We start from the raw sequence: 16,818 nt of genomic DNA, 5'->3' as shown, positions 1-16,818 counted from the left end.
CACCGAGAACCTGTTCGGATGGGCTCGCCGATATCAGATGGGCAACCTCAAACAGGATATCCCGGCGGGCCTTGCCCTGGCGGCCTTCACGATCCCCGAATCCCTTGCCTATGCTTCGCTGGCCGGTTTACCCCCCGTCGCCGGGCTCTATTGCTATCTCGTGGCCGGTCCCGGCTATGCCCTGTTCGGCGCAAGCGGCCAGCTCGCCGTCGGGCCGACATCCGCGCTCTCGGTCCTGTTTCCGACCGGCTTGTCCGCCCTCGCCGCAGGAGACCTGTCGCGTTACGCCGCTTTGGCGGCCGCGACCGCGATCGTGTTCGGCCTGATCTGCGTCGCCGGACGCCTGCTTCGCGCCTCGCAGACCGCCTATTTCATCTCGGACACGATCCTGCTCGGGTTCAAGACCGGCGCCGCGCTCTACATCGCCTCGACGCAGCTGCCAAAGCTCTTTGGCCTGCCTGGCGGGACCGGTAATTTCCTGCCACGCCTCCTGCAGCTTTGGCGGGAACTGCCAGCCACGCACGGCCCCTCGCTCGCCATGGGCATCGCCGCGGTTGTCCTGTTCCTTGTGCTGGAGAAACTGATGCCGCGGCGACCCACCACATTATTCGTGGTGGGCGCCGCGATCATCGCAACCAACCTATTGGGACTGCACAAGCTCGGGATCGCGATTGTCGGAGACATCCCACAAGGTCTCCCGCATTTCGGCATCCCCGCCATCAAGCCGGAGGACCTGACCGAGCTCGTGCCGCTGGCATTCGCCTGCTTTCTCCTCGGCTTCGTCGAGACGAGTTCGGTTGCAAGGAGCTTTGCCCAGGAGCACGGCACCGAGATCGACACCGATCGTGAGCTTCTCGCCCTTGGTGCCGCCAATCTCGCCGCGGGGGTCTCGCAGGGCTACGCGGTCTCGGGCGGGATGTCGCAGACCGCCGTCAATGCCATGGGCGGCGCGGTCTCGCCGCTGGCGCTGCTCGTCAATTCCGCAGCGATCCTGCTCGTACTGCTCTTCTTCACGGGCGTGTTCAAATACCTGCCCGAGCCGGTTCTCGCGGCAATCGTCCTGATGGCCGCAAAGCATCTCGTCCGCTTCCGGCAGATCGGCAACCTGCGGCAGGTCGCGTTCGCGGAGTGGATCATCGCGCTGGTCGCGTTCTTCGGCGTGCTGCTTGCAGGCGTCCTCAACGGGGTGCTCATCGCAGCGGCGGCATCGCTCATGCTGACCATTGCCCGCCTCACCCAGCCGGAGATCGCCACCCTTGGTTTCGATGCCGAGAGCGGCAGCTTCGTGAACCTTTCCAATCGCCCCAGCGCAACCACCGCGCCCGGCGCCCTGATCCTGAGGACGGCCCATCCTTGGGTCTACTTCAATGTCGAGAATATTCGGCGCGGGATTCTGGACAGGGTCGCCGCGTCGCAGGGGCTCAGGCTCGTTGTCCTGGATTTTTCACCGATCACCAGCATCGATGCCACCGCAGCTGCAGCGTTGTCCAGCATCCGCCGAAGGCTGGCGGCCAGCGGAATCGCGCTTGAGATCGCGAACCTGCGTGACGAGGTCGACCAACGGCTGAAACTCCTTGCGCCGGAAGACGGGCAGGTCGAGTACAGGGTGCATCTCGGAATTCGCGAGGCGCTGGCGGCCCATGGCCTCCTGGCCAGCAATCCGGGCGCCGCGTCTGTCGGCACATGAGCTCCATTCTCGCCGAGATCGAACGCCGTGCCGCGCAGCGCGCAGACACCGACCGGGGCGGCAGCACAGCATGAACCCCGCCGCCTGCCACCCCGTCTGTGATCAGAGCGCGAGATCGGGGCCGAGCGCCGCCAGGAAGTCCCGGGCATCGAAAACTGCGCCCGGAGCGAAGACGCCGCCGCGTTGCTTCTCGCTGTTCAGAATCCGCTCGACAGCCTCGACCACCAGGGGCGCGGTGACGGCATAGATGTCCTGGCCCCGAGCCGCCGCGCGCCGCACATCATCCCCCCGCCGGATCTCGACCTCGACGAGGAACCGCTGCGCCGAACGGCCGGACGCGTCGGTCGCCACCGGCGCCGGGGTGGTGACGTCGCGCAGATCGCGCAGCGGCGCCGTGTTCAGGTAGCTGTGGAGTTCTGTCAGCTGGAGATGGCTGCCGATCAGGATCGCCTCGGTGAAGGGCAGCTCGACCATCTCCTGCGCGCCAAAGGGGGCGGCGAAGGGCCAGACGCTGTTCTGCGCCGGATCGGGCAGGTGCTGCAGCCTCCCCTCCGCAATCGTCACGCGCCTTGCCGTGTTGCGCAGCCCCGTCACCCGCGTGCCCTCGGTCGGGTGCCAGCTGTCCAAGGCGATCGCGACGCGGGCCTCGTCCGCATTGGTCCAGTCGCCCATCGCCGCCGTCGTCAGCAGGTCGCCCAGGCCGCCATAGAAGCCCATGGCGGGAATGACGGCGACGCCGGCCTCTTCCGCAGCCGCGGAATAGCGCTCGAAGGTCGCCCGGGCGCTGGGCTGTTCCGCCGTCACGTCGAGATAGGGGATGCGCGCCTGCAAGGCCGCCGGCACCAGGAATTCGGCCGTGTCGAGGAACGGCCCGGCGCAGTTGATCAGCGCCGACGCTCTGCCGAGGGCGCCCGCAAGCGCAGCGGAATCCCCGAGCGTTGCGACCTCGTGCCTGACGCCGGCCGGAAATTCGGCCGCCGCCAGCTTTTCTGCATCGCGCCCGATCGCGATTGCCACAAATCCGCGCCGCAGCAGCTCCCTGATCACGAAGCGGCCCGTATGTCCGGCGGCCCCGTAGACCGCAATCGCAGGCTTGCTGATCCCAGCCGCGTCAAACCGATCGTTCATGACTTCCTCCCGCTACAGACCTGTCTGTTTCTTATGGGTACAGACAGGTCTGTAGCGCGTCAAGCGGAGAGCTGCTATCTTCACTTCGTCGAGGGAGAGCAGAGCATGCGGACAGAGCCAACGAACCAGCCGCTGGCGGAGGAAATCGGCCAGGTGGATATGCGCGAGCGGCTGCTTGCGACCGCATCCGACCTGTTCTACCGCCGTGGCGTCCGCGCCGTCGGCGTCGATGTGATCATCGAGGCGGCCGGCGTCGCGAAGACGAGCCTATACCGTCACTTCCGTACGAAGGACGACCTCATCGCCGCGTATCTGCAGCGGGAGGACGCAGATTTCTGGGGGCTCTGGGATGGCGTGGCGGCGCGCCATGCCGGGGATGGCGAAGCCGAGCTCGATGCGCACATGGCCTGGATCGGCGAGCGCGTCGGCCGGCCCCGTTATCGCGGCTGCCCCCAGATCAATGTCGCCGCGGAGTTCCCGGACGAGGACCACCGTGCCCGGCTCGTGGCTCGCACGCATAAGCAGCAATTGCACCGCCGCCTGCAGGACATCGCCGAGCGGCTGCAGGTCAAGCATCCCGACGTGCTTGCGACCCAGCTCTCGGTGCTCATCAACGGGGCCTTTGTCAGCTCGCAAATCCTGTCCACCTGCGACGCGACAGCGATCCTGCGGCAGATGACGCACGCCTTGATCTCGGCGGCCCGGATCGCTCCGGCCGGCGTCTCGCGAGCGTAGCGCTCGCGGCAAGACCAAGCGCGATCGCCGCTCGGGCGTTCACATATCCTTCGTCTGACGGACGGTGTCGAGGAAGGCCCTTACGATCCGGCTGGCTTCGCGCTTCCGCAGCACGACGACATGCGCGTAGGTGTAGATTTCCGCATCCGCGATCGGGATCAGGCGGAGCACCGGATCAGGCACGAATTCGGCGACCGAGACATAGCTGATGCCGAGCCCGCGGATGACCGCCTCGCGGATCGCCTCGCGGCTGCCGATCTCCATGACGGTGCGCGGTCTCGTCCTGGTCGCTGCCAGCGCCTCCTCAAAGGCCCGTCGCGTCGTCGAGCCGCGCTCGCGCACGATCATCGCCTCGCCGTCGAGCGCCGCGATCTCGATGCTCGTGCAGCCCGCGAGCCGGTGATCCTCCCGCACGAACACGGCAACCGGGTGCCGACGATAGGGAATGGTCAGCAGCCGGTCGTCTTCGTCGAGATAGGCGAGCACGGCGACATCGCAGCGATACTCGAAGAGATCGTCCAGGACTTCGGTCGAATTGCCGATCTTCACGGCGAGTTCGATCCCGGGATAGGCCCGGTTGAAGGCCGCGAGCATCTCGGTGACGTGATAGGGGCCGACCGCGCTGATCGACAACCGGCCGGTCCTGAGCTCCCGCGTCTGCTCGAGGAAGGCGATCGCCTCGTCCTCCTCGGAGAACAGCCGGGTCGTGATAGCCAGCAGTTGTCGCCCCGCCTCGCTCAGTTCCCGGCGCCGTCCCTTCCGGACGAAGAGCTCGACCCCGTACTCCTCTTCGAGCGCGCCAACCTGTGCCGTCAGCGTCGGCTGGCTGATGTTGAACTCGGCGGCGGCGGCGTTGAAGCCGCCCGCAACGGCCACGGCATGGAAGGAGCGAAGGCGCGTATAACGCATAGCAAATTTCTATCTATCAGCCCTGAAAAATCAATTTGTTTATTGGGTCGCCCTTTGTGAGCATCCATTCCAACGACGCCGGAAAAGCGCGGCGGCAAAGACGAGAACGAGGGTGGAACGCATGCATTGGGCCTATTGGAATCCCGTCCGGATTCGGTTCGGCGCCGGCCTGTTCGACGAGGTCGCAGGCCTGATCGGCAGGCGGCGCTGGGCGCTCGTCACCTATGACCAGCCGATCTTCCGCGAGCTCGCGGACCGCCTCGCAAAAGCAGCCGGGGCGCCGGTGGTGACGATCGCCAATATCGAGACCAATCCGGACTGTGCCGATCTCGTCGAATCCTGCCGCCTGTTCGGCGCTTCTGCTGAGCGGGCCGAGGTCATCGTCGCACTCGGCGGCGGCTCGATGATCGACGCCGCCAAGGTGCTCGCCGCCAGCGGCGGGGATTTCGAGACCGTGCGCCGCCATCTCGTCGACAAGGCCCCTCTCGACGCCTCCAGCATCATTCCGATCATCGCCGTTCCCACGACGGCTGGGACCGGCAGCGAAGTCACCTCCTGGGCCACCGTCTGGGATGCCGCCCGTGGCAGCAAATACTCGCTCGCCCATCCCCGACTCTATCCCGAGGCTGCCGTGCTCGACCCGGCCCTGACGCTGGGCGCGCCGCGCGGCCTGACGCTCGCGACCGGGCTCGACGCGCTCTCGCATGCGCTGGAGAGCATCTGGAACGTCAATGGCAACCCGGTCTCGGCCAATTACGCCGTGGAGGCCGCGCGCGAGATCATCGACACGCTGCCGCGCCTGATGGAGCGGCTCGACGATATCGGCCTCAGGGAGCGCCAGATGCGCGCCAGCCTGCTGGCGGGCCTCGCCTTCTCCAACACCAAGACGGCGCTGGCCCATAACATCTCCTACGACATCACGCTGAAGAGCGGCACGATCCACGGCATCGCCTGTTCGTTCTCGCTGCCGATCGTGATGCGCTGGGCCATGGGCACGCAGCCGCAATGCGATGCCGCGCTGCGCCGGGTCTTCGGCAGCGATCTCGAAGCGGGCGCCGAACGGCTTGGGCTGTTCCTGCAAGGTCTCGGCGTCAAGACCGACCCTGCCGCCTATGGCGTGTCGCCGGTCGAATGGGACCGGCTGGTCGCAAAGGCGCTGGAGGGTGAGCGGGGTCGCAATTTCATCGGGAGACAGGCCGCCAAAGCTGCCTAACATCACTCACATCAGGGCTACGGCGCCCGCAATCGGTTCACCGGCAAGGTCAAAGGACCACCGGATCATCTTGGGAGGATGACATGAACATTTCGCGTCGGAAGGTGTTGACGGGTTCGCTTGCCGCAGCGGGGGCCGTTCTGGCCATGCCGCATCTGGTTCGCGCCCAGACGAAGCTGATCCGGGTCGGGCTGATCCCGTCGGAGGATTCGCGGGCGATGCTGGAGTCGAGCCAGCAATTGCTGGACGCCCTGGAGAAGAACCTCGGCATCAAGGTCCAGGGCTTCGTCGCCTCGGACTATAATGGCGTCATCGAAGCCATGCGCTCGGGCCATGTCGAGGTCGCCTATCTCGGCCCGTTCTCCTATGTGCTCGGCACTACGGTCGCGCCGATCGAGGCCTTCGCGACGGCCGAGACCGCCAAGTCCGGCCGCACCTATTACCACAGCCAGATCATCACGCGGAAAGACAGCGGCATCAAGGAAGTGAAGGACCTGAAGGGCCGCACCTTCGCCTTCGTCGATCCGTCCTCCACCTCCGGCCACCTCTTCCCCAAGGCCGGGCTGATGAAGCTCGGCTTCGATCCCGAGAAGGATTTCGGCCGCGTGCTCTTCACCGGTTCGCATGACGCCAATGCGCTCGCCGTCGCCAACAAGCGTGTCGATGCCGCAACGATCGCCGACCGCATCTTCGATGCCGCGGTCCAGAAGAAGCTGATCGACCCCGCCGACATCCAGGTCGTCTGGCGCTCCGACCCGATCCCGGAATCGCCGACCTGCTGGCGCAAGAACGTGCCCGACGACCTGAAGAAGCAGATCAGGACCGCTTTCCTGAACATCAGGGACATCACCTGGGCCGATCAGGGCAAGCTCAACCGCTTCGTCGAGACCAATGACCAAGCCTACGACATCATCCGGGACACAGCGAAGGTGCTGAATCTCGATCTGGCCAAGATGAAGTAGCCGCGCCTGGCGCGGCTCCACGGAGGATCCGAGATGATCAAGATCGAAGGGCTGAAGAAGTCCTATGTCGGTCGGCCGGTGCTGCAGGGCATCGACCTGACCGTTGGACCAGGCGAGTTCCTGGTCGTGCTCGGCCCCAGCGGCGCCGGAAAGTCGACACTGCTGCGCTGCATCAACGGGCTGGTGCAGCCCGATGCGGGACGGACAGTGATCGACGGCGCCGTCTTCGACGCCAAGCGCAGCGTGCGCGGCGAGCGGCCCGTCGCCATGATCTTCCAGCACCACAATCTGGTGAAGCGCCTCTCGGTGTTGAAGAACGTGCTCGTCGGCCGCATGGCCGGGCTCTCGTCCTTCCTGTCGATGCTGCAGCTCTTTCCCAGGCGCGACGTCGATATCGCCATGGAATGCCTGACGCGGGTCGAGCTGGCGCACAAGGCCAATGCGCGCGGCGACCAGCTCTCCGGCGGCGAGCAGCAGCGTGTCGGCATCGCCCGTGCCCTGGCGCAGCAGCCGGCGGTCATCCTGTGCGACGAGCCGGTCGCAAGCCTCGATCCAAAAACCTCGCGCGTCGTGCTCGGCTACCTCAAGGCGATCTGCAAGGAAGAAGGCATCGCCGTGATCTGCAACCTGCACCAGGTCGACTATGCCGTGGAATTCGGCGAGCGCATCGTCGGGCTCAGCGGCGGCAAGGTGATCTTCGACGACACGCCGGACCAGCTGACCTCCGAGATCGTCCACCAGATCTATCCCGGCCTGGAAGACCCCGGAATCAGCCGCGTCCTGAAGCCGCGCCCGGTGGCCCAGCCGGTGCTGGCGTCTCCGTTCATCGCCACCGCAACCGCCTGAACGCGACGGGGAGCCCGATCATGTCATTCGGAACATTGCAACTCGTCCTCCGTCCGCCGCAGGGCCGTTTCGGCTGGTGGGGTGTCAGCGCCCTGTCGCTCGCGACCATCGTCTTCCTGTGGTGGGCCGCGCTCGGCTCGCAGATCAACGCCAGCAATCTGTGGAACGGCATCCCCTATATGTGGGATTTCCTGGTCCGCATGATGCCGCCCAATCCGGATTTCCTGGATCGGCTCTGGAAGCCGGCGCTGGAGAGCCTGCAGGTCGCGGTCTGGGGCACGCTGCTCGGCGTCGTCATCGCGCTGCCGATCTGCTTCTTCGCGGCCCGCAACCTGAGCCCGAGCCCGGTCGTCTATCACGCCACGCGCCAGGTGCTGAACTGCATGCGCGGCATCAACGAGATCATCCTGGCGCTGATCTTCGTCGCGGCCATCGGCCTTGGCCCCTTCGCCGGCGTCCTGGCGCTCGCGATCCACGGCGCCGGCATGCTCGGCAAGTTCTTCGCCGAGGCGATGGAAGATATCGACGAAGGGCCGCTGGAGGCCTTCCGCTCGGCCGGCGTCGGGCCCTTTCAGACCTTCTTCTTCGGCGTCCTGCCGCAGGTGCTGCCGACCTGGCTCGGCACGGTGTTCTACCGGCTGGAAACCAATGTCCGCCAGTCGACCGTGCTCGGCATGGTGGGTGCCGGCGGCATCGGCTTCGAACTCGTCTCCTCGATGAAGCTCTTCAAGTACCAGGATACCGCGACCTGCATCCTGATGATCCTGGCGATGGTGCTCGCAGCCGATCTCATCTCGTCGCGCGTCCGGGCCATGATCCGGTAACGCCCTTTCGACCGTGGCGCCGCTCGCCACGGTCGGGCGGCATCAAGGCTTCAGGCCTCGGCGACAAGGACGGTGTCGTCGAGGCCATGATGAGTTTCACCAACGTCCAGACCTGGTCCCTGCCCTGGACGCGTTGATCTACTCAGCCGCATCGCGCGTCGGTCGTCCGGCGCGCGTCCGGAACAGAACGCTTGAGCGCGGACTTAGCCGGCTCGCCAGCCATCCCATCCACAAGCCAGCCTCATCCCCCCGCTGGCGGACGCCCCAAATTGCTCTGTATGGTTGCGTAAGGTCAGGGGGACTGTCGTGGCTATCGTGTTCGGGCAATTCATCGGCGCTTTTCTGTTGGCCGTCATTCTGACGACGATCATCTCCGCGCTCATTCGCAGATTCACCGCCACCTCTCGTGTGTTCATCGCCAATGGGCTCTCGCTGGCCATCGCGACGCTGCTGGGCGGTCTGGGAATGGCCGATGGCGGCGAACCAGACTTTGTCAGCGCTTTTGGAACATACGTCCTTCCCCAACTGGCGGTATTTTCCATCGACTTTCTGCGCAGCCGTGGCGCTGCTGCACGGCGGCGGTCGAAGCCGGAACCGATGGCGTTCAATCGGCCTGATCCGCCGATGAACGGTGCCACGCCCGCAGCCGCCAGGTCTGGGACGCTATCGAACCCGGCGGCCCGGTCCGACCTCGAGATCGATCCGCAGCAGCGCATGCTGGCACCGCCGGCTGCACAGGCCGGCCCAGCCCTTCCCCAGAGGAACATCATCGTCCGGCATTGGCGCGGCGAGTTGAGCCTCGGCTGGTCCTTCTGGGGCATCGCTGTCCTTGGCAACATCGCCGCGCTGATCACGATCCTGGCGCTCAACCTGATCTTCTCCACCGACACGGGATATGATCCGGCACCGATCTTTTGGCTCAATGTCCTGACCTGGCTTGTCGTGACGCTCATCGCGATCTGGCAGGTCGTCGGCACCTGGCGGTCGGCGACACATCACGCGGAGCGGCGTGCTGCGTTGAACCAGGGTGCTTTTTGGTCCAGGGCCGCCAAGGTCAGTCTCGGTCTCGGCGTTCTCAGGTTCGTGAGCGATTTCGTGCATTCGGGAGCACCTCAACTCGCCGAGGTCTACGACATGGCCTGGACAGGCGATTCTCGTCTTCCAGCCTATTCGTTGCGGGTGATGCGAGACGGGACGGAGATCGAGATCACAGGCGGGATCAAGTTCGGCCTGGCTGCGGATTTCGAGCGCGTGATCAAGGTGTCGCCCCGGATCAAGGTCGTCCACCTGCACAGCTTTGGCGGGCGCCTCGGAGAGGCCGACAAGCTGCGACGGAACATCGAGGCGCGCGGGCTGATCACCTATGTCTCGGCGCGGTGCGAGTCGGCCTGCACGCTTGTCCATGCTGGCGGCCGGGAGCGGTGGGCGACGCGGTTGGGGGGCCTCGGGTATCACGGCCCCGCCTTTTCAGGCATGACAGCGGAAGATCTGGCCCCATCTACGACTTTCTGGAAGTCCGTCTATGCGCAGGCGGGACTGTCCGCCAGTTTCGTCGCTCGCGGCCTCGCCGTGCCCAGCGACACGATGTGGCGGCCGAGCATCGAGGAGCTCGTCGCCGCAAACGCGGTCACCCACCTGGCGACCGGCAGCGAGTTTGCGATATCGGGCTACGGCGCCAACCCCACGCCTGACGATCTGTTGTCTCCGTATCAAAAAATCTGGCCGGTTCTCGCAGCGATCCGGACCCGCCTCCCTGCCGAGTACGAGCGCATCAGGCGCGTTTTCGCCGATGGGTTCACGTCTGGCGCAACCGAGGACCAGATCATGGCGGACTACAGGGCTGTGGCAGTGCCGTTGATCGCATCGCACAGATCGAAGGCCGACGATGAAGTGCTGATCGATTCTGCGCGTCTCCTGATCGATCAGTATCGGGCCCTTGGGCAGTCGGATCCCACGCTGTGCTATCGGTATGCTGCCCTTGGCGCGGGCAAAGTGAGCGTGGCCGGGGCCTTGCCCGTTGAGCTCGTCCAGCGCGAACTGGGCCTGCAGGAACGCGTGATCATGACCTCGAGAGCCCGACCACCGGTTCCCGAAGCGGTCACGAGCGCCGTACTGAGCCGAGTCCACCAGACGTTGGTGCGGCGCTACGGTGCTGACCGGATGGCGATTTTCTCGGACGAGACTGTCGCGCCTGCGAAGCATATCGACTATTGCGCGTTATCGATCGCACTCTATCAGGAACTCGTCGCGCAGAGACCTGAAGACGCCGGCGCGCTGCTCAGGGCGCTTGAAGCGCAATAGGTTTTACCGGCCCCATTACAAGGCCGGTACGACGATATCGGTCTTTGAATACGCCACGCAGGGCCGACCACAAATCGCGCTATTCCTCGGCAAAACGCCGGGTTACTCTGGTCCGATGGAAGCCCCGCATCGCGCCTTCGGCCGGGTCGGCGACACGGTACAGCCCTCCCGGCTGGCGCCGACCGCCTTTGCCGTCGCTGTGCTTGGCCTGTGCTTCCTTGCCGGCGAAATGATCGCAGGCGATCTCGCGCGCCTGGACATGGCGGTGCTGGCGGCTTTCAGGAGCGCCGGTGACCTGGGCCAGCCGCTCGGCCCGCCCTGGCTCCAGGAGGCGGGCCGCGATATCACGGCATTGGGCAGCTTTGCCATCCTCGGCATCTTGTTCGCTGCGACGGTCGGCTATCTCATCCTGATAGGCAGGCGGGATGCGGCGAAGCTCGTGAGCGTGACCGTGATGGGCGGTGCTGTGGTCAGCGCCGCGCTGCAGCTCTGGCTGGACCGACCGGGGCCCGACGGGCCCTATGTCGTCTTCACCGCGAGTTTTCCGAGCGAGCATGCAACCCTGTCTGCGATGACATTCCTGACGCTTGGCGCCTTGCTGTCCCAGCTGGCGACCGACAGGCGGGTCAAGGTCTATCTGATGTCGCTCGCGATCATCCTGACTTTGGCGGTTGGCCTCAGCCGCATCTATCTCGGCGTGCACTATCCCAGTGATGTCCTGGCAGGATGGTGCATCGGCAGTGTCTGGGCCGCGCTCTGCTGGACGCTTGGACTTCGTCTCCAGCAACGCCGCGACGATCAAGTGCCGGCCGCGGTGCTGACAAACTCGTAGCCCCGCGCTGCTCCGCCGATCGGGGGCACTCTTCCCCTGCCCGTCGCCCACGCGCGATACCGTGCCCCCACGGCGCGGGCATGATCGTCCCGACCTGGGCGTGATGTACCAAACAGCCTGCCAAAAATGCCGGGCCCTGCCCCTGGGACAGGTTCGTTGCCTCCAGACTGTCGCTAGGCCGGCACTATCTGGCGAGCGGGCGGATCATAGGCCTGGATCGGCGGCAGATTGCCGTCGAAACGCTCGACCTGGACCGTCGTCAGCTGTCCCGTGCAGCCCTGCGCCAGGGCCGAGGTTCCGATATCCCGGGTCAGGACATTGGGGTTGCCGTGGACGCAGAGCGATTTGTCCTCGGTCGGGTCGGCGGGATCATACCAGGCGCCGGTCGGGAGCTGGATCACGCCCTGGCGGATGCCGTCAGTGACGCGCACGCCGGCGAGGCAGGCGCCGCGCTCGTTCGAGATCCGGATGATGTCGCCATCGGCAATGCCGCGCGCGGCCGCATCGTCCGGGTGCATGCTCGCGACCTCGCGGCCCCGATGCTTGGCCTCGCTGCTATGGCCGCCGAAATCGAACTGGCTGTGCAGCCGCGTACGCGGCTGGTTCGCGACCAGCACATAGGGCGAGGCCGTGTCCGGCACGTTGGTCGGCCCGAGCCAGGTCGGGTGGCCCGGGCAATCCGCCTCGCCAAAGCTCGCGATCGTTTCCGAATAGATCTCCAGCTTGCCGGTCGGCGTCGGCAGCGGATGCCCCGCCGGATCCTCGCGGAATTTCCGCAGGCGCCCGCCATCATCAGGCAATTGCGGCAGCTCAAAACCCTCGCCCGCCCAGAATTCCTGGAAACTCGGAGCCGGCAGGCCCAGGGCGGCAAGCTCCACCCGCGTCGGCTCGTAGAGATGCTCCAGCCATTGCCGCACCGAACGGCCCTCGGTGAAGGCCTGGCGCGAGCCGAGCCTCTCGGCGAGATCGGCGAAGATGGCGTAGTCGTCGCGCGCTTCGCCATAAGGCGGCACGACGGGCTGCATCGGGACGAGCAGCGGGTCGTTGGAACTGCCGCCGATGTCCTCGCGCTCCAGCGTCATCGTGCAGGGCAGCACGATGTCGGCATGGCGCGCCGTCGCCGTCCAGGCGAGTTCATGCACGACGAGCGTGTCGAGCCGGGCAAAAGCCTGGCGCAGGCGGTTCAGGTCCTGGTGGTGGTGGAACGGATTGCCGCCGGCCCAGTAGACCAGCTTGATCTCGGGATAGGTCCGGGTCTGGCCGTTATAGCGATAGCTGGCGCCCGGGTTCAGCAGCATGTCGGCGATGCGGGCGACCGGAATGAAGTCGGAAACCCCGTTTCGCCCCTGCGAGAAGGTCGGCACCGGCACGGCATTGTAGCGCCGCCCGTAATAGGCGATAGCACCCAGCCCATAGCCATAGCCGCCGCCCGGCAGGCCGATCTGGCCGAGCGCAGCCGCCAGCACCATGCCCATCCAGACCGGCTGTTCGCCGTGCTCGGCGCGCTGCAGCGCATGGGCGACGACGATCAGGGCACGCCGGCCATGAAGCCGCTTCGCCAGCGCCGTGATCGCATCGGCAGCAACGCCGGTGATCGTCGCAGCCCAGGCCGCATCCTTGGGCTGCCCATCGGTCTCGCCCAGGAGATAGCGCTCGAAGATCGGCCAGCCGACCGTGCAGCGATCGAGGAAGTCGCGATCATGCAGCCCGTTGACGACGAGGGTGTGGACGAGCGCCATCATCAGCGCCGTGTCGCTACCGGGAATGCAGGAGATCCACTCGGCCCCGGCCTCCTCCGGCAAGTCGCCCCGGAGCGGCCCCGCCAACACGAACTGGCAGCCGCGCGCCCTCGCCCGATCCATCGCGCCGCGCTCGACATGCTTGCTGATGCTGCCGCCGGCCACCATGCTGTTCTTCAGGGCCATGCCGCCGAAGGCGAGCACGATCTCGCTGTGTGCGGCGATCTGCTCCCAGGAGACGTTGCGCTTCACCAGGTCCTCGTAGTCGCCGATGACATGCGGCACCACGACCGCGGACGCGCCCGAGGAATAGCTGTTGACCGAGCGGACATAGCCGCCAACCGAGGTGTTCAGGAAACGGTGGATCTGACTCTGGGCGTGGTGGAAGCGCCCCGCGCTCGCCCAGCCATAGGAACCGCCGAAGATCGCGCCCGGGCCGTGATTGCCGCGGATGCGCGCAAGCTCGCCGCCGAGCAGATCGAGCACGGCGTTCCAGGACATCGGCAGGTACTCGTCGCGCCCGCGCCGATCATCCGGACCGGGGCCACGTTCGAGCCAGCCACGGCGAACCATGGGCTGCGCGATCCGGGCGCGATGGCGCAATGCGGCGGGGAAGTTCTGGATGATCTCGTTCGGATCGGGGTCGCCCGGGTGGGGCCGGACTTCGAGCCTGCCATCCTGCATGCGGGCCGAGAACACGCCCCAATGCGAGGTATGCGGGCGGAAAGCTTCATCCGCTGAGGAAGGTTCGGTCATCTGGTTGCTCGAACTGGTCATCACAGGTTTTTCCGACGGCGGCAACGCCGCCAAAGCCGCTGCAGGAATCCGGCATAGAGCCCCATGATCGCAAGCGATTTCTGCGATCCCCGTCGATGATCGCCCCAAGCCGGCATGACGCGCCGGTCCGAAAGCCGGCACGCGTCATCCGGCGGCCCGATTAAAGGCCGCTCTCAAACCGCCACCACGTAACCATCCCGGCGCGGGTCGGCTGCGCCGGTCATCACGCCGGTTGCGGGGTCGATCGCCACGGCCTGCATGCCGCCGCATCGCATCGTCCAGCCGGTATCGAAGGCCTCGATCTCGTGGCCGCGGCGCCGCAGCTCTTCCAGCGTCCCGGCCGCGATGCGGTTCTCGGCCTGGATGAAGCGCCCGTCCCAAAGCCGTGCCCGCGGCGCCTCGATCGCCTCCTGCAGCGGCAGGCCGAAATCGAGATGCTGCACCATCGCCTGTGTTTGCGTCTGCATGATGCCGTAGCTGCCGGGCGTGCCGAGCGCGAGCACCGGCTTGCCGGCGCGTGTCGAGATGCTGGGCGACATGCACATCGGCAATTCGTCGCCCGGCTTCGAGCGGTTGGGGCTGCCGGGCTGGACATCGGCCCAGTACAGGAAATTATTGAGGCAGAGCCCCGTGCCCGGCACGACGATGCCGCTGCCGAAGGGGCTGCCGAGGCTGTTGGTGATGCAGACCAGATTGCCGTCGGCATCGGCGGCCGAGAATGAGGTGGTATGGGCGGGGTCCTCCGCCGTCTGCGGCGTCCATTGCTCGGTCGGCCCCTCGATCGGCTCGCCATCGCCGATGCGCTGGCGCAGGCCCGCGATGGCGGCATCGGAGAAGATCTCGGCCAGGATCTCGGCGGAGGGATTGTTGCTGGCGATCCGCAGGCCGGCCGCGAGCCTGATGGTCCGATAGACCAGGTCGAGATGCTCCGGCCCGTCCTTGTTCAGGCTCCCCAGATTGAAGCCCTCCAAAATCTTGAGGCTCAGCAGGAACTGGAACGCCTCGCAGGGCGGCGGCGGAACATGGATCTCGAGGCCGCGATAGCTCACGCTATGCGGCTCGCGCCAGCGCGGCTGCACGGCTGCGAGATCTTCCATCGTCATCTTGCCGCCGAGCGCGCTCAGATACCCGACGATCCTTTCGCCCAGCGCGCCGCGATAGAGATGATCCGGTCCCTTGGCCGCGATCTCCGCGAATGTGCCGGCGAGATCGGCCTGGCGCAGCACATGGCCGAGCTTCACCGGTCCGCCCTCCGGCAGATAGTTGGCGCTGAAGGCGGGGTAAAGCTCGGGCGAGGCCTGGAGCAGCGGCGCCTGCTCGTTGAATTCGTCGACCCCGAATTCGGAGAGCGCGAAACCGTCGCGGGCGAGCGCGATCGCCGGCGCCAGAATTTCGCCAAGGGATTTCCGGCCATAGCGCTCCGCCAGCTCGCACCAGCCGGCGAGATTGCCGGGAACCGCGACCGCATGCGGGCCGCGCTCCAGCTCGGCCCGCTTGGTGAAGCGCTCGGCCGGAAAGCTCGCCTGGATCGGCGGCACGAAGTCGAGCACGCGGACGCGCTGCTCGGCGGCAGTCCAGAGCGTCGCCGAGCCCATGCCCGTCAGGCTCGACATGAAGGGCTCGACCACGGTCAGCGCCGCGGCGGTCGCCGCAATCGCGTCGAACGCATTGCCTCCCTGGATCAGGAGCCTTGCGCCGGCCTGGGCGGCGAGCGGGTGGGCCGCGGCAACCATGCCGTGGCGTGAAAACAACGTGGGGCGGCGGCCATGCATCGTCAGTCGTCCTTGCGTCCCTGTCAGGCTGGCTGCGATCAGAGCACAGTTCGCCGGCAAGGACAGGCCGCCACCCCACGCTTTTCGAGAGGGTGCCGCCGGAGTTAAATGCATGGCTGGGGCGATGATCGCCTGAGTGATGCGCTTCTGGAAGGAAGCAGGGATTGGGGCCGATCGTCGGGGCTGATGACGGCGCTTCTCTCGGCTCTTCATCCTTTCCTGGTGTGAAAGGCCTCGAAAGGAAGCGATTCCAGCTGGCGCTACGGGCATCGGATGCCTGCCCGAGCGCCGACATTGGGTTCAAAGCGCACAGGCGTGATCACCCCTGTTCGGACGCAAAGAGGGCTCGCGCTGCAGCGAGGATTTCTGCCGTCGAGGGGAATTTTCCGATCCCGGCGAGCCCTTCGGAGCCGCATTCGATGTTCGCCCAGCGGATGATTCCATGCGGATCGATCAGGAATTGGCCCTTGAGCTGGGGCCATTGCCGCTCCATGTCGGCGTGGTCGGTCGGGCTCTCCGTATAGCCATCGAGCCTGGTCAGCCTGTCGGCGGCCTCCCTGATCGGCACGGGCTCCGGGAACTCATCATTCGGATTGATCCGCAGTGTCGCAAAAGCCTCCAGCAATTCCGGGGTCGCAGGCGGCTTCGGCACACCATAGGCGCGATGGGTGGAGAGCTCCGGATCGACCGCCAGGCGCAGGTTGCTCGGGCGGAATTTGAAGTAGAGCTGCGCGTTCTCCAGCGGCGTTGCCACAATCCCGAGTGTTTCGACACCGATGGCCTTGAGCTCACGGTCAGTCGCCGCCATGTGCGCGATCGCCCGCCGGCAGAACGGGCACCACAGCCCCACGAACAGCGCAAGAAACACCGAATGCCTTTCGCGGTAATCGGAGAGGGACGCGATCCCGCTTCCGTCGACCGTGGGGAGCACAAAATCAGGCGCCAATTCGCCTGGCGAGGCGGGGGCCCGGAATCCTTTTGCCATACGAAGCCTCTCCGCCTGACGAACTGGATCAGTTGCGAACCGGCAGGATCATGGAGCGCCGTCGGCCGGCAGGAGCCTCTTCCGGCCGATCAAGTATAACTCTGCGGC

The 16,818-nt window shown here is 66.0% G+C and carries 13 protein-coding genes; 8 read left to right on the top strand and 5 right to left on the bottom strand.

Annotation, left to right across the window (positions count from 1 at the left end):
• Positions 1-37 precede the first annotated feature (37 nt).
• Complete coding sequence (locus AB4099_RS09255) at positions 38-1,687, top strand: SulP family inorganic anion transporter (RefSeq protein ID WP_441477845.1); 1,650 nt, start codon at positions 38-40, stop codon at positions 1,685-1,687.
• Positions 1,688-1,789: 102 nt separating this feature from the next.
• Here AB4099_RS09255 and AB4099_RS09250 read toward each other — a convergent pair whose 3' ends face one another.
• On the bottom strand, positions 1,790-2,815 hold the full coding sequence (locus AB4099_RS09250; RefSeq protein ID WP_441477844.1) for a saccharopine dehydrogenase NADP-binding domain-containing protein: 1,026 nt from the start codon (positions 2,813-2,815) through the stop codon (positions 1,790-1,792).
• A 105-nt stretch (positions 2,816-2,920) separates the two neighbouring features.
• Between AB4099_RS09250 and AB4099_RS09245 the strand changes: the two genes are divergently transcribed.
• The gene (locus AB4099_RS09245) at positions 2,921-3,550 is read left to right on the top strand and encodes a TetR/AcrR family transcriptional regulator (RefSeq protein WP_441477843.1); all 630 of its coding nucleotides are present in this window, start codon (positions 2,921-2,923) and stop codon (positions 3,548-3,550) included.
• Between the two features lie 39 nt (positions 3,551-3,589).
• Here the strand turns inward: AB4099_RS09245 and AB4099_RS09240 are convergent, their stop codons facing one another.
• Positions 3,590-4,459 (bottom strand): LysR substrate-binding domain-containing protein, encoded by an 870-nt coding sequence (locus AB4099_RS09240; protein WP_441477842.1) that lies wholly within the window; start codon positions 4,457-4,459, stop codon positions 3,590-3,592.
• Positions 4,460-4,580: 121 nt separating this feature from the next.
• Here AB4099_RS09240 and psrA point away from each other — a divergent pair, with 121 nt between their 5' ends.
• The 6 genes from psrA (at position 4,581) to AB4099_RS09210 (ending at position 11,437) form a co-directional block, all read left to right on the top strand.
• Entirely contained in the window at positions 4,581-5,672 is a 1,092-nt protein-coding gene (gene psrA / locus AB4099_RS09235) for an iron-containing alcohol dehydrogenase PsrA (RefSeq protein WP_113518673.1), read from the top strand.
• A gap of 83 nt (positions 5,673-5,755) precedes the next feature.
• Positions 5,756-6,634 carry a phosphonate ABC transporter substrate-binding protein gene (gene phnD / locus AB4099_RS09230; protein ID WP_441477841.1) on the top strand — a complete coding sequence of 293 codons (879 nt, stop codon included), beginning with the start codon at positions 5,756-5,758 and terminating at the stop codon, positions 6,632-6,634.
• Positions 6,635-6,667: 33 nt separating this feature from the next.
• A complete protein-coding gene (phnC, locus tag AB4099_RS09225; protein WP_441477840.1) occupies positions 6,668-7,480 on the top strand; it encodes a phosphonate ABC transporter ATP-binding protein in 813 nt (270 codons plus the stop codon).
• Between the two features lie 20 nt (positions 7,481-7,500).
• Positions 7,501-8,304: a phosphonate ABC transporter, permease protein PhnE gene (gene phnE, locus AB4099_RS09220; RefSeq protein WP_113518634.1), complete on the top strand. Its 804-nt coding sequence runs from the start codon at positions 7,501-7,503 to the stop codon at positions 8,302-8,304.
• A 306-nt stretch (positions 8,305-8,610) separates the two neighbouring features.
• Positions 8,611-10,605, top strand: coding sequence for a hypothetical protein (locus tag AB4099_RS09215; protein WP_441477839.1), 1,995 nt, complete (start codon positions 8,611-8,613; stop codon positions 10,603-10,605).
• A gap of 115 nt (positions 10,606-10,720) precedes the next feature.
• The gene (locus AB4099_RS09210) at positions 10,721-11,437 is read left to right on the top strand and encodes a phosphatase PAP2 family protein (protein ID WP_441477838.1); all 717 of its coding nucleotides are present in this window, start codon (positions 10,721-10,723) and stop codon (positions 11,435-11,437) included.
• Between the two features lie 173 nt (positions 11,438-11,610).
• Here the strand turns inward: AB4099_RS09210 and AB4099_RS09205 are convergent, their stop codons facing one another.
• The 3 genes from AB4099_RS09205 to AB4099_RS09195 all read right to left on the bottom strand — a co-directional run bounded on the left by AB4099_RS09205 (position 11,611) and on the right by AB4099_RS09195 (position 16,710).
• Entirely contained in the window at positions 11,611-13,932 is a 2,322-nt protein-coding gene (locus AB4099_RS09205; RefSeq protein WP_441477837.1) for a molybdopterin guanine dinucleotide-containing S/N-oxide reductase, read from the bottom strand.
• A 194-nt stretch (positions 13,933-14,126) separates the two neighbouring features.
• Entirely contained in the window at positions 14,127-15,725 is a 1,599-nt protein-coding gene (locus AB4099_RS09200; RefSeq protein WP_113518630.1) for a gamma-glutamyltransferase family protein, read from the bottom strand.
• A gap of 319 nt (positions 15,726-16,044) precedes the next feature.
• Complete coding sequence (locus AB4099_RS09195) at positions 16,045-16,710, bottom strand: redoxin domain-containing protein (RefSeq protein ID WP_113518629.1); 666 nt, start codon at positions 16,708-16,710, stop codon at positions 16,045-16,047.
• Between the last annotated feature and the right edge of the window lie 108 nt (positions 16,711-16,818).

It is taken from the genome of Allobosea sp. 2KB_26 (assembly GCF_052115715.1).
GTDB lineage: Bacteria > Pseudomonadota > Alphaproteobacteria > Rhizobiales > Beijerinckiaceae > Allobosea.
The sequence above is the reverse complement of the archived record's forward strand: the minus strand, read 5'-3'. Positions and strand labels throughout refer to the sequence as shown.